Origin of the sequence: Nostoc sp. (assembly GCF_036917455.1) — a bacterium.
In the GTDB taxonomy this organism is placed as follows: Bacteria; Cyanobacteriota; Cyanobacteriia; order Cyanobacteriales; family Nostocaceae; genus Nostoc.
Genome location: NZ_JBALDK010000040.1, coordinates 56,278 through 80,369, shown reverse-complemented (window position 1 = coordinate 80,369; position 24,092 = coordinate 56,278). Strand labels below are relative to the sequence as shown.

The window sequence follows — 24,092 nt, the reverse complement described above, 5'->3', positions numbered from 1 at the left end:
TCAACATCATGGCTCGTATTCAGCTAGCATATCCTAAAATTCTCGGTAGCAAAAACTACCCCTCCAGTCGCTGTATTGCTTTTGATAAATACGACGGTACGAATCTGCATTGGGTTTGGGAAGTCGAACTAGGGTGGTATGGGTTTGGGACTCGGCGCGATCGCTTTGATTTGGATGACAGGGGTATTGCTGAGTTCAACGCCGCCCATCCAGGGCTAGAAGAGGCTTCTAACCTGTTTCAAAAGCTTTTCGCCATCCCCTTAGACAAACTGTTTCGAGAAAACCCCGCTTACAATAGCCCAGAAATCACCGTCTTCACTGAATTTTTCGGGGCGAATTCCTTCGCGGGGATGCACAAACCCGAAGAACCCAAACAACTGATTCTCTTTGATGTACAAACTGTTCGCGGGATGATTCCCCCCGAACAGTTTGTACAAGATTTTAGTAATTTAGCGATCGCCCGCGTTGTCTATCGTGGCAAACTCACTGGACAATTTGTAGAAGATGTCCGCGCTGGGAAGTATGGCGTAGCTGAGGGTGTAGTCTGCAAAGGTGGTAGCAATCCTGCTGATTTGTGGATGGTAAAAATCAAAACTAACGCCTATATGAAAAAGCTACAGCAAGCCTTCCAAGATGACTGGGAAAACTATTGGGAGTGATAGAGCAGTATGAGTCTGAACTTTCTAAACCAGGCTAACTACAGAAATTTTGGTGCGTTACCCTACGACTAACGCACCTGACAATTAAATTAAGCAGTGCGAAAACGTGCCAACTCTTCACCAGTCTTAGCATCGTGGGCGTGAACTGTACACACCAAACATGAATCAAACGATCGCGCCACATGACCAACTTCTACCGGATCGCTAGAATCGTAAATGGGTGTCCCAATTAACGCTTCTTCAATTGGGCCGCGGATTCCTTCACCGTCACGAGGACCGATATTCCAAGTACCTGGAGCAATAACTTGGTAATTTTTAATTTTACCGCCCTCTATTTCTACCCAGTGAGACAAGGAACCACGTGCTGCTTCCGTTGCACCCCAACCCTTACCATCTTTTTCTTTGGGTTTAATATACCAAGGGTCGTTTAATTTGAATTCGCGTAAACAGTGTTCAGCTTGACGATATAACTTGACAAGTTCGTGAACTCGTGCTAGTTGACGCACATGAATACTAGCACCACCCATGTTTTTGAAGACATCCAGGATGAAGGGGTCGTAGTGTTGCCAAGATTCGCCATGTTTACCACCAGCTACTAATTGCCGCGCTAAGGGGCCAGTTTCCAAGCGTCCGAAGTCTTTGTGAAGGACTGCACTCGACCAAGAGTAGGCGTTATCGAAGTCTTTGGTATTGATTGCAGTAGGTTTAGTGGTGCGATCGCTAGGGTGAATATCTTCTGTCCCTTCATCGTACCAAGAGTGAGTTGTATTCTCGCGGGTAAATGACTGATCCATTAAGGTGTGAGTGTGTGCGAAGCTGTCGTACACTCCACTTTTCATAATCATCGCCGCATTTCGTCCCTCGATAGTCGGCTTTTGGTATTTATCTTCATGGGCTAAATATCCCCAAGTGACATATTTACCAACACCAGCGCCATATCTATCTAAACCGATGTCTAAACCCATGCGCCAATAAAAACCTAAGTCGGAATCTCGATGATTGCGGTCTTCATCTAACCAATCTCTGAAGTCATCATAAGTTTGGATTTGTTCGTAGCGTTCTAAAGAACAACCTAACCACACTGGTTCTAACCAATTGGTGCGGAAGTATTCAAGAATCGCCCAAGCGCGGGTAATGTCTGTTAAAGTTGGGGCGCACATCACGCCACCGGGAACCATGTAACTAGAATGAGGCCATTGTCCGCCTAATAGTGCATAAATTTCTACAGGTTTAGCGGAAATTGTTATGCCTAGTTCATAAGATTTGCCAGTGAAAGCAGCAAAGCGTCTGGTAGCTTCTTCATAAAAGCGACTATTGCGGTATTTTTTATTAGTTAAATCAATGGCAAAGAGTCCATAAAAATAACGGGGAATGCTTTGAATTGTTTCAACAATTTGACCGAGATTTCTCGCTAAAATTGCATTGCGGGGAACTTCTGTTTCCCAAGCTGTATCTAATGCCCAAGATGCACAAGTTAGGTGAGAACCGCCGCAAATTCCGCAAATGCGGGGTGTGACAATTAAGCCGGCTTGAGGGTCTTTACCGCGTAGGATAACTTCAAATCCGCGAAATAATTCAGCGTGTGTCCAGGCGTTGACTACTCTTCCATGTTCAATATCAACTCGAACATCTAAATCGCCTTCAACTCTACCAACAGGCGATATATCTAATGATTGAATTCCCATTTGTTATTTGTCCTTTATCATTGGTCATTTGTCATTGGTCATTGATCATTGGTCATTAGTCATTGCTTTTTCAAAAATGACAAAGGACTAATGACTAATGACTAAACAGTAAAAAAGTCTTCTTCTGCCCAAGGTGGTGCTGCATCTTTTGCGACCATTGTGAGTAAGGCGTAGTCTTTTTTGTTCACCCCTGGCGGTAATTCTTTGGGAACTCCCATCACTGTTTGGGTTTTGAATACAGTTCCAGGTTTGAGGTCAAAGAAGGGAAATTCTGGTTCTGTGCAACCTAAACAAGGCATTCCGGCGCGAGTTTTGGATGAAACGCGGTTCCATAAGATGCGGTTGCAGGAAGAATGAGTCATGGGGCCGCGACAACCCAAGTCATAAAATAAGCAGCCTTTGCGCTGACCAAATTCGGCAGTTGATGCTTTGTAGGCAAAGTGAACGTTGCGCGTACAACCTGTTTGGGTATAGGTGTTGAAGAAGGTTTGGGGACGATTTAGTTCATCGAAAGCAATGTCTGCTATGCGTCCAGTAGCGATCGCAACTAATATCTGCGTAATCCAGTCGGGATGGGCGGGACATCCAGGTATATTAATTACAGGTAATCCAGCTTGTGATACGAAATCTTTCCCTAAAAAGCCGCCTTCTTGACGTTTGAGAAATTGCAAACCTTCTGATTCGCTGGGGTTAGGTGACATAGCAGGAATTCCTCCCCAGGTTGCACAGTCTCCCACAGCGACAATAAATTGAGCAACTTTGGCGAGGTCTAATAACCAATCTTTCATGGCGCGATCGGCAAACCGATTCCATTCGCCTGTGCCGTTGGGGGCGTTAACAACACTGCCTTCAAATACCAAGATATCTAAAGGAATTTTGCCAGAAATGCAATCCCACAACAGTGTTTGTAAGTCCTTGCCTAGTTCTAATCCCAAGGAGGGATGCCAAAGTACCTTGATACCAAAGTCAGCAATTAAATCGCAGACTGTCGGTTCTTCAGCATTGAGAAATGACATGGTGTTGCCTGAACAAGCACCACCTTGTAGCCATAGTACATTAGTCATCGGCTAGGTATTTTTGTATTGTTTCCCATGCATGATGTAGGTGATAATGCTTGCAAAGTCTCACCTGTTTATCAATATTTATTTTTTAATAGTAAGATATTTTTTTATCTAATTCACTTTCATTAAAAAAGAATTAATCATTAACAATAAATTAAATAGTCTCAATATTATTTTCAATAGCTTTGTCTGTTATATACAACACATTATACAAATACAAAATAGTAAGAATAAGCACCGCATCTGATTTTTAAATCTTAAAATTAAAGAAACTCAATATGCTTAATTTATCGTCGTCAAAACTATATTGTTAATAATTACTGTCAACTGTTAATTTGCATAAGGTAATGAGTATTTCCAGTCATCATATTTTTATATAATAAATGAGCCAAAAATAGGGGCACTAAACTTTGCGCCCCGTCAACTATATATCAGTTGTTCTAGGATTTTGGTTGTGCAGCTTGCCTAACAAGTTGTTCGTCCAAACCTAACGCTTGAGCTATCTGCTCAATACTTAAACCAAACCCTAATAACTGGGGTATCGTTTCTAACTTCCCTTCTTGTTTCCCTTCTTGTTTCCCTTCTTGTATACCTTCTTGTATACCTTCTTGTTTCCCTTCCTGTCTACCTTCTGCAAAAACATCTTGGTAAAATCTAGTTTGCTTTAATTCATTTGATCCAAACATTTTTCCTATCTCCTCCTGGCTCAATCGCGGTAACTTGTAGATTAATATCGTCTCTATTAATTGTATTATTTCCCTAATAGTAGTGACATCTGGAATTTGCTGTCGGGCAATGTTTACTATCTCTACAGCTTTTATTGTTGCAGTTGATTCGGGTTCGATGATGAGTTTAACTGTCTCTATACCGATTGATGATGCCTCCATTGAGCTTAATTCGTCGAGATAGACGCGAGTTACTCGTTGGGAGTTGAGTAATTCTGTATATCTTTCGGTATCTCCAGTATCAACGCTGCGGTTGGGGAAGATGACAACACCACGCCAATTGTTAGTTAATTCGGTTTTGTCGAGATAGTTAAAGATTTCGGTAAATAAACGTGAGTAGAATCTTTTATCTGGTTGAAATTGCACTTCGGCAAAATAAATCGGTAAGTCTGGCGTATTTGGAAGAAAGACACCATCGATTCTAAATGCCAGTTGCTTAACTTCTACTGAAGAAAATTGGTAAGCACTAGCTAGTTGGGGTGGTTGGTTAATCAGTTCAAAAAAAGTACTGGGGATACTCTGAAAGATTCGATAAAAGATACTGTCGGTTTTCAAAAGAGCTTGTTTTACAGTTGATGAATATATTTTACACAATGACTAACCCGTGGTGACTATTTTGAGTACAATAAATATTATGTATGTCAACAATTCAATAAAAAATATTGAAATTGTATAAGGTGATGATACAAAAAGTATTTAAAAAAAATTAGGTGTTTAAAACTGACATTAATATTAGCAATTTCCCCCTAGAATTTTAGAAATAGGGTGTTTTATAGTATTGTATTGAGCATGGCATAAGACATTGGCTATAGGGGATTAAGTTTTTTCCCTAGTTTCTAGTCTTTAATCCTAGCTCAAATAAAAAAGGGGAATTCCGCCTAAAGGACTCGAAGCCTGCGTAAATCAGTATGGCCCGTGATTAGATGCGTTTACGTATTTCAATCATTCGTGGGCGTTGACAGATTCAATTCCCAATTGGCTAGAGTACGGCAGAGTTATGACCCCCAGCATTACAGATTCAGCGGTGAAGGCTGCGGTAGCAGCTGTTGCTTCAGAGTCAGCCTCAGCAGAAGAAAAAATCCAGATGCTGATTGAGATAGCACAGGGTTTTCAAAAAAAGCCCAAAGCTGCCCAAGACTTGCGAAATGCAGTTGGGTTATATTACCGGGCCTATGAAATGTGTGGTGAGGAGTATCCCTTATTAAAAGCCAGGGCCCAAGTAGGTATGGCGGGGACGTTACAGGCAATACCGGATGCTGATTACCAACTGTTGATGCAAGCGAAAGTCGGTTATGAAGAGGCATTACCGATTTTACAACAATTAGCAACGCCCGAGGAAGTGGCAGAGACGCAGATGAATTTTGGGCTGGTGTTGCAGTCGCTAGTGCCATTTAATTTGGCGCGGATAACTGACAGCATCCAGGCTTATCATGAGGCTTTGCGGGTCTTTACTTGGGAAGATTACCCCCAAGAATACGCCATTTTGTATAACAATATTGCGATCGCTTACCTTTCCATGCCTTTAGCATCGGAACGGGAATACTTGCGTCAAGGGTTAGCTGTGCAATCCTTTGAGGTGGCGCTAAAGCACATTAATTTGATTGACCATCCTAGAGAATACGCGATGTTGCAGAACAATTTAGGTAACGCTTTGCAATACCTAGTGAGTTCCCATCCTGTGGAGAATAACTTACGTGCGATCGCAGCTTATGACGAAGCGTTAAAAGTGCGTAATCGCAAAGATACACCTTTAGAATACGCTAACACAATTTCCAACAAAGCTAACGCCCTATTCAACTTACCAGACGAGCCAGAAAAACCAGAAGTTGGTAATCCCAAAAATCTTTTGCAAGCGCGTCTTTACTATCAAGCTGCATTAGAAATATTTACGGAACATCAGCAAATTGCACAAGCAGAAGTAGTAATTCAAGCACTACAAGACGTAGAAACAGAAATGAATGATTAAGAGTTATGAATATCATTGAACTCTTATTACTTTAACAATGAGTAAAAAAACAGCATGAGAGATATTTTAACAACGCAAAATCTAATGAATTTTCTCACAAGTTTAGCAGATGGCGATCTGAACATAGCAACAGAATTAGTGTGGCTAATCATAGCAGCCGCCTTATCTATGGTTGGTGGTGCAATTGGTGGAATGCTATTAGCTGGTAAAGATATAGGCTATCAGTTTTCAGCAATGCTTGGAGCATTATTTGCCCCTGCGGGTGTAATTCCCGCCATTCTCTTAGGGCTTGCTGCCTTAAATTTCTTGACAAATTATTAGGAGAAAACATGTTAGAGATAGGTTGGTTTTCAGCCAAGTTATTTTTTAAAGGAAAGCTATTACGCGATCCAGTGTACTTTGTCAAGCAAACTACTATTGGTATTGCTGTAGGTTTCTTACTGCTAGTGTTACTCGCACAAGCCCCAATTCCCTTCTACCTACCAATAATATTATCTAGCTTAGTGACGGGCATAATTATGCCATTTCTCCTCAAAGACTTCAAAATGAAGTAATTTGTCATTGATAAATAACCAATGACTAATGACAAATGACCAATGACAAATGACCAATGACAAATCTTGAAGAATTAGTTCAGGAAATTAATCGTTTTGAGGCAATTATATCCGAGTGGGATGAAAGCCAACGGTGTGTAGCAGTAGGTTTAAAAAGAGCAATAGAAGCTTTGCATAAAGCTGCATTGACTAATTTAATCAAAAGTCTGAAAGAAGAATCAATGCCAGCTTTACGCCATGCAGTTGCAGATGAAATAGTCTATGCAGTGCTACTGTATCACGAACTAGTTAAACCACCAAAACCTCCGCTTTCACAACGAATTCAGACAGCGCTTGAAGAAGTTCGCCCAGGCTTAAAAAGCCATAACGGTGATGTAGAATTAGTGGCAATTAAACCACCAGATACAGTAGAAGTCAGATTAATCGGAACTTGCAGCAGTTGTCCGACTTCTACTTTAACTTTATCTCAGGGAGTAGAACAAGCAATAAAAAACCATTGCCCCGAAATTACCAAAGTATTGGCAGTTAATAACAGTTCTACTATTAACAATGCTAATTCTAGTTTAATCAGTCCATTCTCTGCAAAAATAACTTGTACTTGGATGAAAGTAGCGACCCTTGATGAAGTTCCTGAATTTAGTGTAGTGGCAGTACAACTTGCTGGTACTTCACTAATTTTACATCGTCAAGGTACTACAGTAAAATGCTACCGGAATGCTTGCAGTCATCTAGGATCTCCCTTAGAAAAGGGTAAAATTGAAGATGGTATTATTACCTGTCCTTCCCACGGATTCCAGTACAAATTAGAGACAGGTGAATGCTTAACTGCGCCTGATATTTCGCTTCAGTCATATCCAGTCAAGATTAAAGGCGATAAGGTTTTTGTGAAAATGCAAAAATGATAATGCGAAGGTAAAATTTCAATAAATATACTTGACAATTAGTCAATCACAGCTACTTTGCTTTTTCATTTCAGTAGTTCGCGCATTCATTTTAGTATTTTGTGCAAGCAAATTGCCTGAATGCTTTCTCAATATCTCTGAATTCATTCTCATTTGTGTAATTCAGGTATTGATTTTAGCGTTTTGAGAAAGTAAAAAGGCATATTACTTTCTCAAAAGGTCATTTGACTTATTCAAACCCCAGTTTGCTTACTCATTTTAGTGTTTTCCGCAAGCAAAAGAAGCTTTTACTTATTCAAACTCCAGTTTGCTTACTCATTTCGGTGTTTTCCGTAAGCAAAAGGTCATTTGACTTACTCATTTTAGTGTTTTCCGCAAGCAAAAGAAGCTTTTACTTTCTCAAACCCCACTTTGCTTTCTCATTTAAGTATATCGCGCACTCATACCAAAAATTTACTATGTAGTAAAAGTTACTAAAGGTTAGCTAGATTTTTTAAGCTTGATTAATATCAAAGTTAATTAAAGGTTTTAACTAAATTTAAAAAAGTATAATGCAAAACCGTTACTGTTGTTACACGCTAATCAACATTAATGTTTTTAAATAAATATCAGCGTCTATCTGCGGTTCATGGATATCCCAATCATAAGTAATCCCATATCACAATTACCGCTAGAAGCAACAGAAATTTTTCAACAATTACCTTTATCACCTCAAGGTGCAGAGGTAATTTTAGGTAACATTATTGAACCAGAACAATTAGTCATACCAGTAGCGCCTAATGCTACAAATATGTTTGGGCCTCGTGGTGCTTGTTTATTATCAGAAACTGGCCCTTTATGGGTATCAGATACAGGACATCATCGATTATTAGGATGGCAAAATTTACCCACCAGAGATAGTCAACCGGCTGATTGGGTAATTGGACAGCTTGATTTTTATCATGAAGGACAAAATGCTAAAAATATACCGGGAAGGGCAACTTTAAGTGTACCAACAGGGATTTGTGCTTGCGGCGAAGGGTTAGCTGTAGCCGATGCTTGGAATCATCGGGTTTTGATTTGGAGAAGCTTACCAGAAGATAATAATGTTCCAGCAGATTTGGTATTAGGGCAAGTTAATTTTACCGATAATGAACCAAATCGAGGAAATCAGCAAGCATCTGCTAGTACAATGCACTGGCCTTATGGTGTTTACTATCATCAAGGACGGCTATTTATTGCTGACACTGGTAATCGAAGGCTATTAATTTGGCATCAATTACCAACAGAAAATGGCCAACCTGCTGATTTAGTTTTGGGACAACCAGATATGATATCTCGCAATGAAAACGGCGGTGATTCTCCAACCGCAGCGAGTATGCGATGGTGTCACGACATCGCCTTTTGGGGAGATAATTTGGTTGTCAGCGATGCAGGTAATCACCGGATAATGATTTGGCAGGGAATACCCACAGAAAATAATGCTCCTTGTGCAGTGGTTTTAGGACAAAAAAGCTTTGATTTTGTGGAAATGAATCAAGGAGTTTATTATCCTAATGCTAGTAGTTTAAGTATGCCTTATGGTGTGGCGGTGGCTGGCGATTGGTTAGTAGTTGCAGATACAGCTAATTCTCGTTTATTAGGATGGAGAAAGCTAGAATCAATTTTATCACTGCAAGGTGTAATGGCAGATGGGTTAGCAGGACAAATAAATTTTCAAAGTAAAGGTGAAAATCGTAATTACAAATTGCCTAAACGAGATAGTTTAAATTGGTGTTACGGGATAAAAATTTGTGGCAATACGGCGGTAATAGCTGATTCTGGAAATAACCGAATTTTGTTGTGGCAGTTTAATAATGACGCTCGCAGACTCGCTACCACTACGCTAACGTAATTCGTAATTTTGGAAAGTCAAATTTATATGCCGACTGAAGAAATTAGAGTTCGCGGTACTGTTCAAGGAGTAGGATTTCGCCCTACTGTATATCGTCTGGCTAAAGCTTGCGGTTTGCGTGGAGATGTTTGTAATGACGGACAAGGTGTATTAATCCGGGTATCTGGTAGTGAAGAAGCAATCACCAAATTTGTTGCCAGATTGCAAACCGAATGTCCACCGTTAGCAAGAATCAATGAATTAACAAGAATTAGTTATAAAGATGAATTAAAATTTGATAATTTTGTGATTTCTATTAGTGTTAGTAATGCCATTAACACAGAAATTACTCCTGATGCAGCCACTTGTCCACAGTGTCAAAAAGAAATATTTGACCCCTTTAGCCGCTTTTATCGTTACCCCTTTACTAATTGCACTCATTGCGGGCCCCGCGTGAGTATTATTCGTGCCATTCCTTACGACAGATGCAATACCAGTATGTCTGCGTTTACTATATGTCCCGAATGTGCAAAGGAATACCACGATGTTGAAAATCGCCGTTTTCACGCCCAACCTGTAGCTTGCCATGTTTGTGGCCCTTCAGCTTGGTTAGAACGTGCTGATGGTAAATCGGTTACTGCTTCCATGTTTTCCATGCTAGATGATGTGGATGCCGTTTGTACTTTGTTGCAAAAAGGCGAGATTGTCGCAATTAAAGGGTTAAGTGGTATTCATTTAGCTTGCGATGCAACTCAAGAAACTGCTGTACAAAAACTGCGTCAGCGTAAAAAGCGCTATCACAAACCATTTGCTTTAATGGCGCGAGATATTGAGATAATTGAACAATATTGTACTGTCAACGCCAAAGAAAAAGAATTATTGAGAAGTTCTGCTGCACCAATTGTTTTACTACAAGCGATAGGTAAAAACTTACTAGCACCATCGGTAGCATCGGGGCAAAATACCCTTGGCTTTATGTTACCTTATACGCCCTTACATCATTTAATTTTGCGGCGGATGAATCGTCCAATTGTTTTAACAAGCGGTAATCTTGCCGATGAACCGCAATGTATTGATAATGAGGAAGCAAAAGAAAAATTAGGGACAATTGCTGATTATTTTCTCTTCCACAATCGAGAGATTATTAATCGGGTAGATGATTCAGTTGCAAGAGTTATCAGTGATAAAATCCAAATAATTCGCCGTGCTAGAGGATATGCACCAGCATCTATTAGCTTACCGTCGGGATTTCACGATGTACCGCAAATTTTAGCAATGGGTAGTGAATTAAAAAATACCTTTTGCTTATTGCGTGAAGGAGAAGCAATTCTCTCTCAACATCTAGGAGATTTAGAAAATGCTGCGGCTTTTAATGCTTATCAAGAAACTTTAAATTTATACTTAAATTTATTTGAGCATCAACCAGAAATAATTGCCATTGATAAACATCCAGAATATCTCTCAAGCAAACTTGGTAACGAACTAGCGAATACAAATCAAATTCCAATTCATCAAATCCAACATCATCACGCCCATATCGCCGCTTGTATGGCAGAAAATGGAATTCCTTTAGATTCACCTCCAGTATTAGGTATAGCTTTAGATGGTTTAGGTTACGGTGATGATGGTACACTCTGGGGCGGAGAATTTCTTTTAGCAGATTATCGAAAGTTTCAGCGACTAGCAACATTTAAACCAGTAGCAATGATTGGTGGTGAACAGGCGATTTATCAGCCTTGGCGTAATACTTATGCCCAATTAATAGCTGCTAAACTCTGGGATGATTGCCGAAAACAGTACGCTGATTTAGAAATCGTAAAATTTCTGAATAAAAAACCACTAAATCTACTTAATCAACTTATGGAGAAGAAAATTAACTCACCTCCAGCGTCTTCCGTGGGGCGGTTGTTCGATGCAGTGGCAGCAGCTATCGGTATTTATAGAGATGAATGTAGCTATGAAGGACAAGCTGCGATCGCACTTGAAGCTATAGTAGATGTTAGCAGCTTAAATAATGATAAAGAAGCGCCAATATACCCTTTTAATTTTAGCTTTTCAGATAGTATTTACTGTATAGACCCACGCCCAATGTGGCAAGCCTTGCTAAATGACTTACAGCAGCAGATTCCACAGTCGGTTATAGCTGCCAAATTTCACAAAGGTTTAGCTAATGCGATTGTGGAAATGGTTAAGCATCTTTCCCAAAAAAATCTGATTAATCAGGTAGCTTTAACAGGAGGAGTCTTTCAAAATTGTATATTGTTAGAGCAAGTTACCAAACGATTACAAACATTGGGAATAAAAGTACTGATTCACAGCTTAGTTCCAGCTAATGACGGCGGTTTATCTTTAGGACAAGCAGTAATTACAGCCGCACAATTAATACATAAGTGTTGATATTTTACAACCTTTTTCTCACAAATAATTCTCTCTGCGTTCTCTGCGCCTCTGCGGTTCGTTTATCTTAAAAAGAAAAAAATGTGCTTAGGAATTCCCGGACAAATTATAGAAATTACCAACATTAACCATAAATTAGCCCTAGTTAACATTGGTGGTGTTAAGCGCGAAGTAAATATTGCTTGTATCGTTGATGAACAACATCCCCCCGAAGCTTGTATTGGTGATTGGGTATTAGTTCATGTTGGCTTTGCCATGAATCGAATTAACGAACAAGAAGCAGCAGAAACATTACAACTTTTTCAAGAATTAGCAACAGCACAAGCAGGGATTAGTACTTAACGAACCGCAGAGGCGCAGAGAAGCCAGTGCGTTGGGCGGGTTCCCCGACTTGAAGCAACTGGCGCGGTACAGAGAGAAGAAAGAAATACCGTATTGACATAAAGCTTACTATTCCCAAATCCTTATGAAATATGTTGACGAATTCCGCGAACCGGAAAAAGCAGAAGCCTTACGCCGCGAAATCGCCAAATTATGCCATCAGCTAGAAAAACCCATCAAAATCATGGAAGTATGCGGCGGACATACCCATTCCATTTTTAAATATGGTATCGAAGAAATTCTACCCCAAACCATTGAATTAATTCATGGGCCTGGTTGTCCAGTATGTGTTATGCCAAAAGGGAGATTAGATGATGCGATCGCAATCTCTCAAAATCATAACGTCATTTTTGCCACCTTTGGCGACGCAATGCGAGTTCCCGGTTCCAAAACCACTTTACTGCAAGCCAGGGCGCAAGGTGCAGACATCCGTATGGTGTACTCTCCCCTAGATAGCTTGCAAATTGCTAGAGATAACCCCGACAAAGAAGTAGTTTTCTTCGCTTTAGGCTTTGAAACCACAGCCCCCAGCACCACCTTCACCATTCTGCAAGCAGCAGCCGAAAGAATTCATAACTTTAGTATGTTTTCCAATCACGTTCTCGTGATTCCCGCCCTCAAAGCACTATTAGATAATCCCGATTTACAACTAGATGGATTTGTTGGGCCAGGCCATGTCAGCATGGTAATTGGCACTGACCCTTATGAGTTTATTTCCCAACAATATAATAAGCCGATAGTCGTTTCAGGATTTGAACCTTTAGATATTCTCCAATCCATTTGGATGCTATTGCAACAGCTAGTAGAAAATCGCTGTGAAGTAGAAAATCAATATAACCGAATTGTCCAAAAAAGCGGAAACACAGTAGCCCTTGAAGCCATAAATAAAGTTTTCGCTGTGCGAGATAGTTTTGATTGGCGCGGCTTAGGTGACATTCCCTATTCAGGATTAAAAATTAAACCTGAATATGCCCAATTTGATGCCGAACTTAAATTTACCATTCCTAATCTCAAAGTAGCCGACCATAAAGCTTGTAAATGTGGAGAAATTCTTAAAGGAGTCTTAAAACCTTGGGAGTGCAAAGTATTCGGTACAGCTTGCACACCAGAAACACCCATTGGTACTTGTATGGTATCTTCCGAAGGTGCTTGTGCAGCCTCTTACAAATATGGGCGACTCTCTACCATTGCCAAAAGAACAATCACTCAAAAACCAAAAATAACTCAAGAACCTCTCCCCGCCTGCGGCTTTTCTTTGGAATAATACATCCTTTAAATACTCTGCGTTTTAAAATTAATCCTCAATTCTAATATGAATGTTTATCCAACAAACTCAGCACAAAATTCCTTGTTTCAAAAAATAGAACAAGCCCGCCGTCGCCAAGGTAAAGTGCGAGATACTCATATAACTCTCGCACATGGTAGCGGTGGTAAAGCCATGCGCGATTTAATAGATGATATTTTTATCAGCAATTTTGATAACCCAATTCTCTCACAATTAGAAGACCAAGCCAGCTTTAACTTAGCCCCTCTCCTCCAACAAGGAGACAGACTCGCATTTACAACAGATTCTTATGTTGTAGACCCGTTATTTTTCCCAGGTAGTGATATAGGAGAATTAGCCGTCAACGGCACAGTTAATGATTTAGCTGTAAGCGGCGCTAAACCTTTATATCTAACTTGTAGCGTAATTTTAGAAGAAGGATTACCTGTCGAAACCTTACGCCGCGTCGCAAACAGTATGAAAGCAGCCGCAGAAAAAGCTGGTGTTCAAATTATCACTGGTGACACAAAAGTTGTACATCGCGGTGCTGTCGATAAACTCTTTATTAATACTGCTGGTATTGGTATCATTCCGCGAGTAGTTAACATTTCCGCCCACAATATAAAAGCTGGAGATGCAATAATAATTAATGGTGAAATAGGCAATCATGGGACAGCAATTTTAATTGCCCGTGGGGAATTAGCTTTAGAAACTAATATTGAAAGTGACTGTCAGCCGTTGCATAGTTTAGTAGAAACTATTCTCCATGTATGCCCACAAGTTCATGCTATGCGAGATGCTACACGCGGTGGTTTAGCTACAGTATTAAATGAATTTGCCCTGACTTCTAATATAGGAATCCGTCTCTTTGAAGAATCTATTCCAGTGCGTGAAGAAGTCAACGGAGTTTGCGAAATTCTCGGTTTAGACCCATTGTATTTAGCTAATGAAGGTAAGTTAGTTGTAGTGGTTCCAAAAGAGAATGCTGGCAAAGTTTTATCCGCTATGAAATTACACCCAGCAGGTAAAGATGTTTGTATTATTGGCGAAGTTATTTCTTCACCCCCAGGTATCGTATTGTTAAAAACACTTTTTGGTGCTGAAAGGATTGTGGATATGTTGGTAGGCGACCAATTGCCACGAATTTGTTAATTTTTAATAGATTTTATAGTATGCACGAACTTGGAATTACCCAAAATATTGTGGCAATTGTTACTGAACACGCTAAGGGCGCAAAAGTGCAACGGGTTTTATTAGAAATTGGCAAACTTTCAGCCATTATGCCCGATGCTATCCGATTTTGTTTTGATATTTGCACTCAAGGCACAATTTTAGAAGGGGCGACATTAGAAATTTTAGAAATTCCCGGCTTAGGGAGATGTCGCCAATGCGGTGCAGAAACTTATTTAGATAAACCTTATGGTATTTGTAGTTGTGGTAGCGTGCAATTAGATTTAATTACTGGTGAAGAACTGAAAATTAAAGAAATAGAAATAGAGGAATTATGTGTGTAACCTGCGGTTGTTCTGATGATGGTGAAATAAAAATTACAACTCTAGAAACAGATGAATTTGAACATCATCATACTCACACTTTATCAGATGGTACTGTTATCACTCATTCCCACAGTCATGATACTCATATAGAAGCACCTCAAATTCATGCCAAAATACACAACACAACAATATCTTTAGAACAGGATATTTTAGCAAAAAATAACTTGCTAGCTGCCCAAAACCGGGGATGGTTTAAAGGTCGAAATATTCTCGCCTTAAATTTAATGAGTTCTCCTGGTGCTGGGAAAACAACTCTTTTAACGCAAACCATCAATGATTTAAAAAATCAATTATCTATTAGTGTCATTGAAGGCGACCAAGAAACTGCTAATGATGCCAAAAAAATTAAAGAAACTGGTTCTAAAGTCATCCAAATAAACACCGGAACAGGCTGTCATTTAGATGCATCAATGATAGAGAGGGGTTTACAACAACTGAATCCGCCTCTAAATTCAGTTGTGATGATTGAAAATGTCGGAAATTTGGTTTGTCCAGCCTTATTTGATTTGGGAGAACTGGCAAAAGTGGTGATTCTCTCCGTCACTGAGGGAGAAGATAAGCCGATAAAATACCCGCATATATTCCGTGCTAGTAACATCATGATTCTCACCAAAATTGATTTGCTGCCTTATGTAGATTTTGATGTTCAAAAATGCATAGATTATGCTAAGGAAATAAATCCCAAAATTCAGATTTTTCAGGTTTCTGCAACTACTGGTACTGGGTTAGAAAAGTGGTATGCGTGGCTCATTGAAAACTTAAAAATTTGTCAACGTTAATCTCTTTACGCTTTCTTCTATATTGACCATCCTACCTATTTGCGGATAGCTGCGATCGCACGTATCCGTAACCGTCACGATAAAATTGGTAAAGCATTGCGCCGTGGACATCACTTTGTAATTATTATAAAATTGCAACACCCTGGACTTTAGAAGTACAGGGTGTAATAAGGATGAACCAGCTATATTTGTTGTGATTCCCAGAGTGTGCCTATTTACCTCACAACCAATCTCGATAAGCAGATATTTCATTTACGCTGATTTCAAACGGCATCCCCTTGCCAAATGGCGGATAAACGCGAATTTTGCCATTGCTAGCAAACCGTTCTAACCTATTACCCAATTGGGCAATATTGCTAACTATATGCCAGTAAGATACTATGTCAGGACAGTCAACAATTAATGTTAAGATAGTGGCATTTGTTGTGAGATACCACTGACAATTAGACAACAAAACTCGCGTAATGCGATCGCAAGCTAGAAAAAAGCATCTGCCAGTAGACTGTTCTAGCTCCATTTGCAGCATTCCATCCTGTTTCGTTACCTCATCAGGAGGTAAATCATCGGGAGGAAGCTGGTAAAGTTTAGAAGACATAATTTCGCACCTCTTGGTTGTAGCGCGTCAAACTCTCCAAGTTTTTTTCCATATCCGAAGACGAGGGTTTGAGGGCTAGGGTACTTAAATTTAATTCGTCCTGAAATTTCTTGATTTTGTCTCGACAAGTCTCCACATCACCGATAATTGAGTTCTCAATCAAATAATCTTCGTCGAAACAAATGTTTGTGCGATCGAATGGTTTTTGGTTGGGATTCGCACTACTTTGCAATACTTGAGCCGTATTAGCCTTCATTTTTTGACTAAATTGGCGGATGAAAGGCAATGCCTCACTCACTGCTTCATCAAATGTTTTGCCAACATAAAAAAAGCGTGCCAGCACGAAGTTTTCTGCACCGCTAGAATTTAAGGCTCGATATTTGGCAACAGTATCCTTCAATCTGGGTAGGGAGAATGGCGGCCCACCCATTAAGCTGAAGGAATGTTTAGCAGCAAACTCGATACCATCATCGCCGCCAGTGGCAACATACACCGGTACTTGACTCTGCAATGGTTTTGGGTAAATGGTTAAGCGATCGCATTGATAATACTTGCCATTAAATGATACATCAGTTTCATATAAAAGCTTTTGAACCAGTGCGATCGCCTCTAGTGTCTTAGGACGTGCTTCACTTGGAAGTGTCGCAAAATGCTTATTCTGTTGCGGGAATGGGCCGCCTTTGGCAACTCCAAATAATAATCGTCCATTGCACAGGTTATCCAGAGTGGCGATATCCTCCGCTACCCTAATCGGGTTATGGAATGGCAGTAACACCGCCGCAGTACCTAATTGGATAGTTGAAGTCAATCCCGCCAAGTGTGCCATTAACAGCAACATAGACGGGCTGAGATTGGATTCACTAAAATGATGCTCACTCACCCAGGCTGACTCAAAACCTAAACTTTCTGCCTGTTTTATCAGCGCGACTTGCTCAGAAATGGCACGACGAGCATCTTGGTGATGATTATCGTAATTGCAGAAAATTCCAGTTTTCATTACTTGCGTTAATACTTTGTGCTGGCTACTTTACTGGTTGATAGGTTCGCATTAAGCATTTTAGTGCTTAAATAATTGATAATTTTAGTCCTCAATTACCACCTATCAAATAATCTATAAATGACTAATTTGCAACCCACTGCAACTCCAACCATAGGCGTGGATTATTGTATTTGAGCTTCGACATCGGATCGCCTAATAATCGCTTGGCATTCATGCAGACTACCTGCACTAGACCCATGTTGTATGCTACTTCTCTGAGTATTTCTTTGTGGGCTTGCACACAGGAAATCATTTCGGCAGAGCAATAAATTCCTATATATTGCAAGCGTCTAGCAGGTCGCCCCCAAAAACAGGTGATCACTTTCACATAACACCCGTCTAATGATTCCCCAACTTTTGGGTAGTAGTGGTTGAGGACTCTTGTGAATTCTTTGGCTAAGATATCTTCAGCAATCATTGTAACTGATATTTCTGTAGCGCCCATTACGCTATTTAATATAACATAATTTTATCAATTAAATATGACAAAATGTCTTATTAGGCTTTAATAAAATATTAGATATTACAGAAAAAAGAGGCGCAGCTTATTTGGTATCACCTCCGATTTGCGTAAAGCATCTTTATATTGAATGAGATATCAAAGTAGCCTTAATGCCAAAAGTTTGATATCAAAAATCATGAATTCAAATAAAATGTATTTTATTAGTACATTTTATTTGAATTATAAATATTAAGTTTTTAATTATTATCGAGCATTGCGTTCACAGACTAATACTTCGGCTATGATATCCGGCACATTTCCAAAATCTGCAAATCCTTCATTACCACGAATTTGTGATATAAATGTATAGTTTGGATCGCACGCTCCAGTATCATATACTTGAATAAACCATCTATCGGGAAATCCTTCTACACCTAATTCTACAGTGTACCAACTCTCGCCAATCAAACGAGAGTTAAAGATTGTGAACCACTCCCGATTTTCTTCTGAAATATTCCAATCTGCCATAAGCAGTTCTAAAGCAATTTGCCCCGCATCCGTTGAAGTCAACAACATTTTTACTCCTTATTGGCGACTTCAGTATTTTCAACTTCGGTATTTGGAACTTCTGGGTATAAACCCAATTCTTTAGCTAGCTCACGTGCCACAAAAAATAAAAACTTCGCACCATCTTGATTGCCTTCATGGGCAAACATAGTAGCTACTTGTAACATTGTTTCTACGAAACCAGAATCAATCAACTCTGGCTTAGATTCTAAAACTTGTGGTTCCTGACCATTAGGGCATTTGAGCAATTCATCAATCAGGTTAAAATACAATTGTTGGCGTTGTTCTGACATGGTTTTTCTGTTGATTTTAGTAAGTAAATAGGGAATTGGTTACTGTTCGATACTTTGTCGCCACAGTCTTTCCAACATTTCAACTTGTTCTTTTAAAACAGCCGCACGATGTACAAGATATCTGTCATAAAAGAGAATACCTAACCCAACACAAATAGGGGTTAACAAGAAGAACCATTGCAAAATAGCGGCAAATTTATATTTTTCAGCAACAGTCAGCATTTGATGAACCACATTACGATCAGAGGATTGGATGCTAGTCTGAGGGGAATGTGTAACCTCTGTCTGGGGAGCCAAAGCGGGAGCATTTTTAGTAGTCTTGTTAACTTCGTAGGCTAAATTTTGGGATTTTACTAAGTCCAGATGTCGCTCCCAAATTATGCCAAAGACTACTAGCCCTGGAGAAAGCATTACTAAGGTAACTACACAAACTGTAAGGACATTTAAAACTTTTGCTTTCATCTTGGCTCTCCCTTGCTAGGTAGTTTGCACCCAGTAAGAAAATATCCTTTGCTGTTTATCTCAAACAGTTTTGATATTAAAATATGTGTAAACGGTAATTTTCAGAATCATAAGTTGTCAGTTCTTTTTCTAATTACCACTGACTACTTACTAATGAAAAGTTACCAAACTTTTCGCAAAACGTAGGATTATTCAATCAGAAGTAACGCATTTAGATCGGGAATCTGGTTTCATCTTACTCTCAAAAGAGAGATTAAGAAGTCCCCCCTAGTTCACTCAGCTTTCGCTCAGGAATGTTGGGGGGTAGAGGGGAATCTCTGCGTAAATCCTATACGATTTATATCAGTCGCTCTCCATAAAACAGTCTACCTCAGCCCCGTTAAGATTATTAAATTAATTAGAATAGTACTCAAAGCCTGTAATCTTGATCTGATAAGCATTATAAAAAATTGTTGGGGTATGGGTACTAGTGTTTTTGAGAGGGGGTTCTAGTGTTTTTGAAGTGGGGTTCTGGTGTTTTTGTACTCAACCTAAAAGCAATGTAGGCAATGGTTTAGAACTGTTTTGGATGTTAGTCTTGCTAGACAAAACCTGCACTCAAAAGAAAACATCAATGTCTTTTGATAAAGATAAACTAATAAATTAATAAAAGCAATTAAATATTTTTAAATTAAATTGCATTTTCATAAAAAATTGAAAATAGTAATAGAAATTATTAATTTATACAGATTTATAAAAATTGATCTTAACTTGAGAGACAACAGTCAGCAATTCCAAATGGTAAAATATAAGAATGAGATCGACGGGTAAAAGTTCTTCCTAAACTTTCATATTTTGTAGTTTAGTTAGAATACAGAGTATATGCACTCATTGACATTAAACTGTAAATTAAATACAGACAAGCTTATTGTTACAAGTAAATACTTTGTACTAAGATTTAGAATTACAGGAGTTAAATAATGCGGATTGCTCAAGATATAACAGAATTAATCGGACGAACTCCTTTAGTTCAACTAAACAAGATTCCTCAAGCTGAGGGAGTAGTAGCAAGGATAGTTGTCAAATTAGAAGGGATGAACCCAGCAGCTTCGGTGAAAGACCGAATTGGGTTAAGTATGGTACTTTCAGCAGAAGCGGCTGGCTCAATTACCCCAGGAAAGACTATTTTAGTTGAGCCTACTTCCGGTAACACAGGAATTGCTCTAGCGATGGTAGCAGCAGCGCGTGGCTACCGTTTGATTTTGACAATGCCAGAAACGATGAGCCAAGAACGACGCGCTATGCTGAGAGCTTATGGTGCGTCTTTAGAGTTGACACCAGGCACTGAGGGGATGCGGGGAGCTATTCGCAAAGCTGAAGAGATTGTGGCTAAGACTCCTGATGCTTTTATGCTGCAACAGTTTCGTAACCCTGCCAATCCTAAAGTTCACCAGGAAACTACCGCCGAAGAAATTTGGACAGATACAGACGGTGAAGTGGATATCGTCATTGCTGGCGTAGGTACTGGTGGGACGATTACTGGCATTGCAGAGGTAATTAAAGGTCGTAAGAAGACTTTGAAAGCGATCGCAGTCGAACCCAGCAACAGTCCCGTCCTCTCCGGTGGTGAAGCCGGGCCACATAAGATTCAAGGCATTGGTGCCGGATTTATCCCCGATGTTCTCCGCCTAGAATTGGTTGATGAAGTAATTAGAGTCAGCGACGAACAAGCGATCGCTTATGGGCGACGTTTAGCAAAAGAAGAAGGCTTATTATCTGGGATATCCTCTGGTGCAGCTTTGTGTGCTGCAATTCAAGTAGGTAAACGCCCAGAAAATGCCGGACGTTTAATTGTGATGATTCAGCCTTCTTTTGGCGAACGTTACCTCAGCACCCCAATGTTTCAGGATTTGTCTTTAGAAACTGCTGGTGTGCGTTAATCAAAGAACTAATTTTTGACGGCATCTGGAAAACCTCACTTCTAAATCTCTCTCCTAAAAGGAGAGAGACTTTGAATTTTCCCCTTTCCCGCATTGGAAAGGCGGTTAGGGGGTTAGGTTTTCCAGATGACGTAAAAGTAAAAATGACAGAAGCCTTGTGAAGACGTAGCAATGCTACGTCTCTCTTATGTCTAATGTTTAGAGCCGCCTTCCTTATGGTGTTGATGGCTATGATCTTTACCGTGGGAACAGTTTTGCAAATCTTGCTTTAGAAGCTTGTCGCTGATTTCTTGCAAGGATTCGTCTACAGCTTGTAAGCCAATCCAAGTATCAATCTTTTGGACATCAAATCCTACCTCACGGCGATCGCCTATTTCTAACAAAGGACGGCGAATTAGCAGTGGCTCTTTCAGCATCAGCGCCAAAGCTGTTTGTTCATCCACTTTTTCAGGAACCACCTCACCAGATTTTATCTTGGGGGCGGAAAGATTAAACCATTCGGCTACGGGGCGATCGCCAAAAAAGGAACGCAACCGTTCAGCTGTCCAAGGTTCTTTTAGCAGGTTCTGTGGTATCACTTCATGACCAGCAGCTGTTAGCAAAACTTTTTGCTTAACACCACCTTTACAGCCTGGTTTGCTATAGAAAATTACTCTTGCCATTCAACTATCTCCTAATTACTCTTTCGCGCTAAAGCGCCAACTACGAACCGATGAAATTAAAAATTCCTCGCTTTATGGCTAATTAAGTCAAACTCAAACCTCTCACTTGGATCGGTTTCGCCATAAATATTAAAAGTCACAGTTGGTTCATCACCCACTGCTTCTACACTGTGAATTGCATCGGGAGTAAAGCTAATAATGTCTCCTGGGAAGAGAGTTATTTCTCCCGTTGCTTCGATTTTGTCCTGAAATTCTGGGCTATTAGTGCGTCGCCAAAAAGTATTTTTTTCCTGGCCTTTTAGCACCGCCACGATTCCCCACGTTCCATGATTATGAATGTTTGAACTGGTTCCCGGTGCAAATATTACTGTTTGCACTGTTAACGGAAAACCCAATTCATCATATAGGAGTAAAACAGAGCTTCCCGTTTTGGGTGAAGGTTCTAAATTTTGACTTTGCACCCAGTAGGAATTTACCATCAAACGCCTTACGAGCATCCGAATTTCTGGCAGACAATTGGTTTCATTGTCACTATTATTGAGAACATCTTCCAGTTCAGTTAAAAACCGATAAAGGCGGTAATTTTCTCTCAATAAATCCCATGCTCTTACAGATTTACAGGCTTGATGCTGACCGTCCCCTGTTAGCAGCCAATCCCTACCTTTCATAATTTTTAAATTGATAGTGGAGAGGATTGGATCACAATGATCGGTGAGACATTAGGAATGTTACCTACAGAAAGTTTAGTAGGTATGGTAATAGTAGGGATGATAGAGTTACTATCAGTACTTGCTCCTAATAGGGAATAGGATTTAGTAGATAACCAATTGTTCATGATTTCACCTTGACTTTTCATTACTGACTAATTAATCGTCTTCTTCTGCTGGACGTGTCAAAATATCCAGCAGAATACCAGAACCAAAATCATTCTTTTCGTCTATCTGTTTGACTCTGGTGCTGATTTCTTTGGCTTGCTCAATTTCTCCTAACTTTGCTAGCACTAATCCAGAAGCAGCATAAGCATTTAAGTACAATCGAATTTGTGAGTCTTCTTTGCGATTGACTAATATCGGCTGAAGTTGCTCCCAGTCATCAGGTAATTGTTCTATTTCTTTAATTTTATCTAATAATTTGACTGTTGTTTGTAATGCAAGAGAATAATTGTTTTTATAATAGAAAAATCTATAGGCTGCTACCAAGACATCTGTATTATCACCAGTCTGGTCTAAAGCTTGTTGAATATATTTTTCGGATTCTGATGTATTTTCCCAGTTTTTTGCAGCTAAAATTAATAGATTTTTGATATCATCTGGAACCTGAAACCATGAGAATTTGTTTGTATTAGCTTGCATATTGGGAATGGGGGATTGGGGATTGGGGATTGAGGATTGGGGATTGGGCAATAACTCAACATAATTACGAATTACGAATTGTTAATGCCCCATGCTTAATTTAAAACAAAGTCAGAACGTACACTAAGGTGAATAAGACAATCCAAATAATGTCTACGAAGTGCCAGTAAATCTCTGTCATTTCGATGAAAGTATGATTGGTTGCTGAATATTCACCAGGGAGACGCGATCGCCACAATGCGCGTAATATCAATAACAGTCCCACAAAAACGTGCAAACCGTGGAACCCAGTCATGATATAAAAGCAGTTAGCGAAGACGTTGGTGGTCAGTCCGTATCCCAATGTTGAGTACTCATAAACCTGACCAGCCAAGAAAATTGCACCCATGATTGCAGTAATTGCGTACCACAGTTGCATTCCCTTGACGTTATTCTTTTTAATCGCCGTATCACCGAAGTGAATCACGAAACTACTAGACACCAGAATAATGGTGTTAATCGTCGGTACAAGTAGTTCTACTTCACTCCCTTCTGGTGGCCAAACTGCTGTAGTACTTTTAAAAAACAAGAAAGTGGCAAAAAATCCCCCAAACATCAGGGATTCAGAGGCGAGGAATGTCAACAATCCCCAAACTCTTAAATCTGGATGTTCTTCGTGTCCTGCACTGTGTTCTTCGCTTGTGGTTGTAGCTATAGTCATAGATTTTTTGACAATACGATCTACTCTGTCTGTGGTGGAAGCTTGAATAAAGAATGAAATCTGAACCAGCAAAATTTCCATTCTTTATCCAAAATCCTTATTTAGCCAAACTCTTGACTTGTTCAGGAATTCTCAAAATTCCGAATTTCGTGTTCTGAACTCGGCCTTTCATGTTCTGAACTCGGTCGTTCGTGTTCTGAACTCGGCCTTTCGTGTTCTGAACTCGGCCGTTCATGTTCTGAACTCGGCCTTTCGTGTTCCAAGCTTGAAGTTTCGGGTT

The 24,092-nt window shown here is 39.8% G+C and carries 26 protein-coding genes; 13 read left to right on the top strand and 13 right to left on the bottom strand.

The genetic code is table 11. The annotated features are described in order from the left end of the window. The first annotated feature begins 8 nt into the window (after positions 1 to 8). Entirely contained in the window at positions 9 to 659 is a 651-nt protein-coding gene (locus V7K42_RS04380; protein ID WP_334913886.1) for a hypothetical protein, read from the top strand. Positions 660 to 748: 89 nt separating this feature from the next. Here V7K42_RS04380 and V7K42_RS04375 read toward each other — a convergent pair whose 3' ends face one another. The 3 genes from V7K42_RS04375 to V7K42_RS04365 form a co-directional block, all read right to left on the bottom strand. Beyond that, complete coding sequence (locus V7K42_RS04375) at positions 749 to 2,344, bottom strand: nickel-dependent hydrogenase large subunit (RefSeq protein ID WP_334913884.1); 1,596 nt, start codon at positions 2,342 to 2,344, stop codon at positions 749 to 751. A 101-nt stretch (positions 2,345 to 2,445) separates the two neighbouring features. After that, positions 2,446 to 3,408: a hydrogenase small subunit gene (locus V7K42_RS04370; RefSeq protein ID WP_174710825.1), complete on the bottom strand. Its 963-nt coding sequence runs from the start codon at positions 3,406 to 3,408 to the stop codon at positions 2,446 to 2,448. Between the two features lie 437 nt (positions 3,409 to 3,845). Beyond that, positions 3,846 to 4,685, bottom strand: coding sequence for an Rpn family recombination-promoting nuclease/putative transposase (locus V7K42_RS04365; protein WP_334913881.1), 840 nt, complete (start codon positions 4,683 to 4,685; stop codon positions 3,846 to 3,848). A gap of 442 nt (positions 4,686 to 5,127) precedes the next feature. Here V7K42_RS04365 and V7K42_RS04360 point away from each other — a divergent pair, with 442 nt between their 5' ends. The 11 genes from V7K42_RS04360 (at position 5,128) to hypB (ending at position 15,781) form a co-directional block, all read left to right on the top strand. Continuing rightward, positions 5,128 to 6,096 carry a hypothetical protein gene (locus V7K42_RS04360; RefSeq protein ID WP_334913957.1) on the top strand — a complete coding sequence of 323 codons (969 nt, stop codon included), beginning with the start codon at positions 5,128 to 5,130 and terminating at the stop codon, positions 6,094 to 6,096. A gap of 54 nt (positions 6,097 to 6,150) precedes the next feature. Beyond that, a complete protein-coding gene (locus tag V7K42_RS04355) occupies positions 6,151 to 6,417 on the top strand; it encodes a hypothetical protein (protein WP_334887385.1) in 267 nt (88 codons plus the stop codon). 8 nt (positions 6,418 to 6,425) lie between these two features. Further along, positions 6,426 to 6,650: a hypothetical protein gene (locus tag V7K42_RS04350; protein WP_229491136.1), complete on the top strand. Its 225-nt coding sequence runs from the start codon at positions 6,426 to 6,428 to the stop codon at positions 6,648 to 6,650. A 56-nt stretch (positions 6,651 to 6,706) separates the two neighbouring features. Beyond that, positions 6,707 to 7,552: a NifU family protein gene (locus V7K42_RS04345; RefSeq protein ID WP_334913876.1), complete on the top strand. Its 846-nt coding sequence runs from the start codon at positions 6,707 to 6,709 to the stop codon at positions 7,550 to 7,552. Between the two features lie 628 nt (positions 7,553 to 8,180). Then, positions 8,181 to 9,425 (top strand): hypothetical protein, encoded by a 1,245-nt coding sequence (locus V7K42_RS04340; protein ID WP_334913874.1) that lies wholly within the window; start codon positions 8,181 to 8,183, stop codon positions 9,423 to 9,425. 27 nt (positions 9,426 to 9,452) lie between these two features. Then, the gene (gene hypF / locus V7K42_RS04335; protein WP_334913872.1) at positions 9,453 to 11,801 is read left to right on the top strand and encodes a carbamoyltransferase HypF; all 2,349 of its coding nucleotides are present in this window, start codon (positions 9,453 to 9,455) and stop codon (positions 11,799 to 11,801) included. An 81-nt stretch (positions 11,802 to 11,882) separates the two neighbouring features. After that, positions 11,883 to 12,143 carry a HypC/HybG/HupF family hydrogenase formation chaperone gene (locus V7K42_RS04330; RefSeq protein WP_334913870.1) on the top strand — a complete coding sequence of 87 codons (261 nt, stop codon included), beginning with the start codon at positions 11,883 to 11,885 and terminating at the stop codon, positions 12,141 to 12,143. 124 nt (positions 12,144 to 12,267) lie between these two features. After that, positions 12,268 to 13,446, top strand: coding sequence for a hydrogenase formation protein HypD (gene hypD, locus V7K42_RS04325; RefSeq protein WP_334913868.1), 1,179 nt, complete (start codon positions 12,268 to 12,270; stop codon positions 13,444 to 13,446). 48 nt (positions 13,447 to 13,494) lie between these two features. Then, complete coding sequence (hypE, locus tag V7K42_RS04320) at positions 13,495 to 14,598, top strand: hydrogenase expression/formation protein HypE (protein ID WP_334913866.1); 1,104 nt, start codon at positions 13,495 to 13,497, stop codon at positions 14,596 to 14,598. Between the two features lie 20 nt (positions 14,599 to 14,618). Next, on the top strand, positions 14,619 to 14,960 hold the full coding sequence (gene hypA, locus V7K42_RS04315) for a hydrogenase maturation nickel metallochaperone HypA (RefSeq protein WP_334913864.1): 342 nt from the start codon (positions 14,619 to 14,621) through the stop codon (positions 14,958 to 14,960). Continuing rightward, positions 14,951 to 15,781 (top strand): hydrogenase nickel incorporation protein HypB, encoded by an 831-nt coding sequence (gene hypB / locus V7K42_RS04310; RefSeq protein WP_334913862.1) that lies wholly within the window; start codon positions 14,951 to 14,953, stop codon positions 15,779 to 15,781. The genes hypA and hypB overlap by 10 nt, the downstream gene beginning before the upstream one ends. Positions 15,782 to 16,001: 220 nt before the next feature. On the opposite strand, the gene V7K42_RS04305 is transcribed toward hypB, so the two are convergent. The 6 genes from V7K42_RS04305 to V7K42_RS04280 form a co-directional block, all read right to left on the bottom strand. Next, positions 16,002 to 16,376 carry a hypothetical protein gene (locus V7K42_RS04305; protein ID WP_334913860.1) on the bottom strand — a complete coding sequence of 125 codons (375 nt, stop codon included), beginning with the start codon at positions 16,374 to 16,376 and terminating at the stop codon, positions 16,002 to 16,004. Beyond that, positions 16,366 to 17,373, bottom strand: coding sequence for an LLM class flavin-dependent oxidoreductase (locus tag V7K42_RS04300; protein ID WP_334913858.1), 1,008 nt, complete (start codon positions 17,371 to 17,373; stop codon positions 16,366 to 16,368). The genes V7K42_RS04305 and V7K42_RS04300 overlap by 11 nt, the downstream gene beginning before the upstream one ends. A gap of 124 nt (positions 17,374 to 17,497) precedes the next feature. After that, positions 17,498 to 17,860 carry a hypothetical protein gene (locus V7K42_RS04295; RefSeq protein WP_334913856.1) on the bottom strand — a complete coding sequence of 121 codons (363 nt, stop codon included), beginning with the start codon at positions 17,858 to 17,860 and terminating at the stop codon, positions 17,498 to 17,500. A 261-nt stretch (positions 17,861 to 18,121) separates the two neighbouring features. Next, entirely contained in the window at positions 18,122 to 18,433 is a 312-nt protein-coding gene (locus tag V7K42_RS04290) for a hypothetical protein (RefSeq protein ID WP_334913855.1), read from the bottom strand. A gap of 2 nt (positions 18,434 to 18,435) precedes the next feature. Continuing rightward, positions 18,436 to 18,717 (bottom strand): hypothetical protein, encoded by a 282-nt coding sequence (locus V7K42_RS04285; RefSeq protein WP_334829692.1) that lies wholly within the window; start codon positions 18,715 to 18,717, stop codon positions 18,436 to 18,438. Positions 18,718 to 18,756: 39 nt separating this feature from the next. Continuing rightward, a complete protein-coding gene (locus V7K42_RS04280) occupies positions 18,757 to 19,179 on the bottom strand; it encodes a hypothetical protein (RefSeq protein WP_334913853.1) in 423 nt (140 codons plus the stop codon). 959 nt (positions 19,180 to 20,138) lie between these two features. Between V7K42_RS04280 and cysK the strand changes: the two genes are divergently transcribed. Next, positions 20,139 to 21,098, top strand: a complete 960-nt coding sequence (cysK, locus tag V7K42_RS04275; RefSeq protein WP_334913851.1) for a cysteine synthase A — start codon at positions 20,139 to 20,141, stop codon at positions 21,096 to 21,098. A gap of 191 nt (positions 21,099 to 21,289) precedes the next feature. Here cysK and V7K42_RS04270 read toward each other — a convergent pair whose 3' ends face one another. The 4 genes from V7K42_RS04270 to V7K42_RS04255 form a co-directional block, all read right to left on the bottom strand. Then, complete coding sequence (locus V7K42_RS04270) at positions 21,290 to 21,760, bottom strand: ArsC/Spx/MgsR family protein (protein ID WP_334913849.1); 471 nt, start codon at positions 21,758 to 21,760, stop codon at positions 21,290 to 21,292. A 56-nt stretch (positions 21,761 to 21,816) separates the two neighbouring features. Continuing rightward, positions 21,817 to 22,428, bottom strand: coding sequence for a cupin (locus V7K42_RS04265; protein ID WP_334913847.1), 612 nt, complete (start codon positions 22,426 to 22,428; stop codon positions 21,817 to 21,819). A gap of 198 nt (positions 22,429 to 22,626) precedes the next feature. Next, positions 22,627 to 23,112, bottom strand: a complete 486-nt coding sequence (locus tag V7K42_RS04260; protein ID WP_334913845.1) for a hypothetical protein — start codon at positions 23,110 to 23,112, stop codon at positions 22,627 to 22,629. A gap of 100 nt (positions 23,113 to 23,212) precedes the next feature. Next, the gene (locus V7K42_RS04255) at positions 23,213 to 23,812 is read right to left on the bottom strand and encodes a cytochrome c oxidase subunit 3 (RefSeq protein WP_334913843.1); all 600 of its coding nucleotides are present in this window, start codon (positions 23,810 to 23,812) and stop codon (positions 23,213 to 23,215) included. Between the last annotated feature and the right edge of the window lie 280 nt (positions 23,813 to 24,092).

Bases quoted from the DNA above. Each gene is read 5' to 3' on its own strand.
- V7K42_RS04380 (WP_334913886.1), top strand. From the start codon at position 9: ATGGCTCGTATTCAGCTAGCATATCCTAAAATTCTCGGTAGCAAAAAC.
- V7K42_RS04375 (WP_334913884.1), bottom strand. From the start codon at position 2,344: ATGGGAATTCAATCATTAGATATATCGCCTGTTGGTAGAGTTGAAGGC.
- V7K42_RS04370 (WP_174710825.1), bottom strand. From the start codon at position 3,408: ATGACTAATGTACTATGGCTACAAGGTGGTGCTTGTTCAGGCAACACC.
- V7K42_RS04360 (WP_334913957.1), top strand. From the start codon at position 5,128: ATGACCCCCAGCATTACAGATTCAGCGGTGAAGGCTGCGGTAGCAGCT.
- V7K42_RS04355 (WP_334887385.1), top strand. From the start codon at position 6,151: ATGAGAGATATTTTAACAACGCAAAATCTAATGAATTTTCTCACAAGT.
- V7K42_RS04350 (WP_229491136.1), top strand. From the start codon at position 6,426: ATGTTAGAGATAGGTTGGTTTTCAGCCAAGTTATTTTTTAAAGGAAAG.
- V7K42_RS04345 (WP_334913876.1), top strand. From the start codon at position 6,707: ATGACAAATCTTGAAGAATTAGTTCAGGAAATTAATCGTTTTGAGGCA.
- V7K42_RS04340 (WP_334913874.1), top strand. From the start codon at position 8,181: ATGGATATCCCAATCATAAGTAATCCCATATCACAATTACCGCTAGAA.
- hypF (WP_334913872.1), top strand. From the start codon at position 9,453: ATGCCGACTGAAGAAATTAGAGTTCGCGGTACTGTTCAAGGAGTAGGA.
- V7K42_RS04330 (WP_334913870.1), top strand. From the start codon at position 11,883: ATGTGCTTAGGAATTCCCGGACAAATTATAGAAATTACCAACATTAAC.
- hypD (WP_334913868.1), top strand. From the start codon at position 12,268: ATGAAATATGTTGACGAATTCCGCGAACCGGAAAAAGCAGAAGCCTTA.
- hypE (WP_334913866.1), top strand. From the start codon at position 13,495: ATGAATGTTTATCCAACAAACTCAGCACAAAATTCCTTGTTTCAAAAA.
- hypA (WP_334913864.1), top strand. From the start codon at position 14,619: ATGCACGAACTTGGAATTACCCAAAATATTGTGGCAATTGTTACTGAA.
- hypB (WP_334913862.1), top strand. From the start codon at position 14,951: ATGTGTGTAACCTGCGGTTGTTCTGATGATGGTGAAATAAAAATTACA.
- V7K42_RS04305 (WP_334913860.1), bottom strand. From the start codon at position 16,376: ATGTCTTCTAAACTTTACCAGCTTCCTCCCGATGATTTACCTCCTGAT.
- V7K42_RS04300 (WP_334913858.1), bottom strand. From the start codon at position 17,373: ATGAAAACTGGAATTTTCTGCAATTACGATAATCATCACCAAGATGCT.
- V7K42_RS04295 (WP_334913856.1), bottom strand. From the start codon at position 17,860: ATGGGCGCTACAGAAATATCAGTTACAATGATTGCTGAAGATATCTTA.
- V7K42_RS04290 (WP_334913855.1), bottom strand. From the start codon at position 18,433: ATGTTGTTGACTTCAACGGATGCGGGGCAAATTGCTTTAGAACTGCTT.
- V7K42_RS04285 (WP_334829692.1), bottom strand. From the start codon at position 18,717: ATGTCAGAACAACGCCAACAATTGTATTTTAACCTGATTGATGAATTG.
- V7K42_RS04280 (WP_334913853.1), bottom strand. From the start codon at position 19,179: ATGAAAGCAAAAGTTTTAAATGTCCTTACAGTTTGTGTAGTTACCTTA.
- cysK (WP_334913851.1), top strand. From the start codon at position 20,139: ATGCGGATTGCTCAAGATATAACAGAATTAATCGGACGAACTCCTTTA.
- V7K42_RS04270 (WP_334913849.1), bottom strand. From the start codon at position 21,760: ATGGCAAGAGTAATTTTCTATAGCAAACCAGGCTGTAAAGGTGGTGTT.
- V7K42_RS04265 (WP_334913847.1), bottom strand. From the start codon at position 22,428: ATGAAAGGTAGGGATTGGCTGCTAACAGGGGACGGTCAGCATCAAGCC.
- V7K42_RS04260 (WP_334913845.1), bottom strand. From the start codon at position 23,112: ATGCAAGCTAATACAAACAAATTCTCATGGTTTCAGGTTCCAGATGAT.
- V7K42_RS04255 (WP_334913843.1), bottom strand. From the start codon at position 23,812: ATGACTATAGCTACAACCACAAGCGAAGAACACAGTGCAGGACACGAA.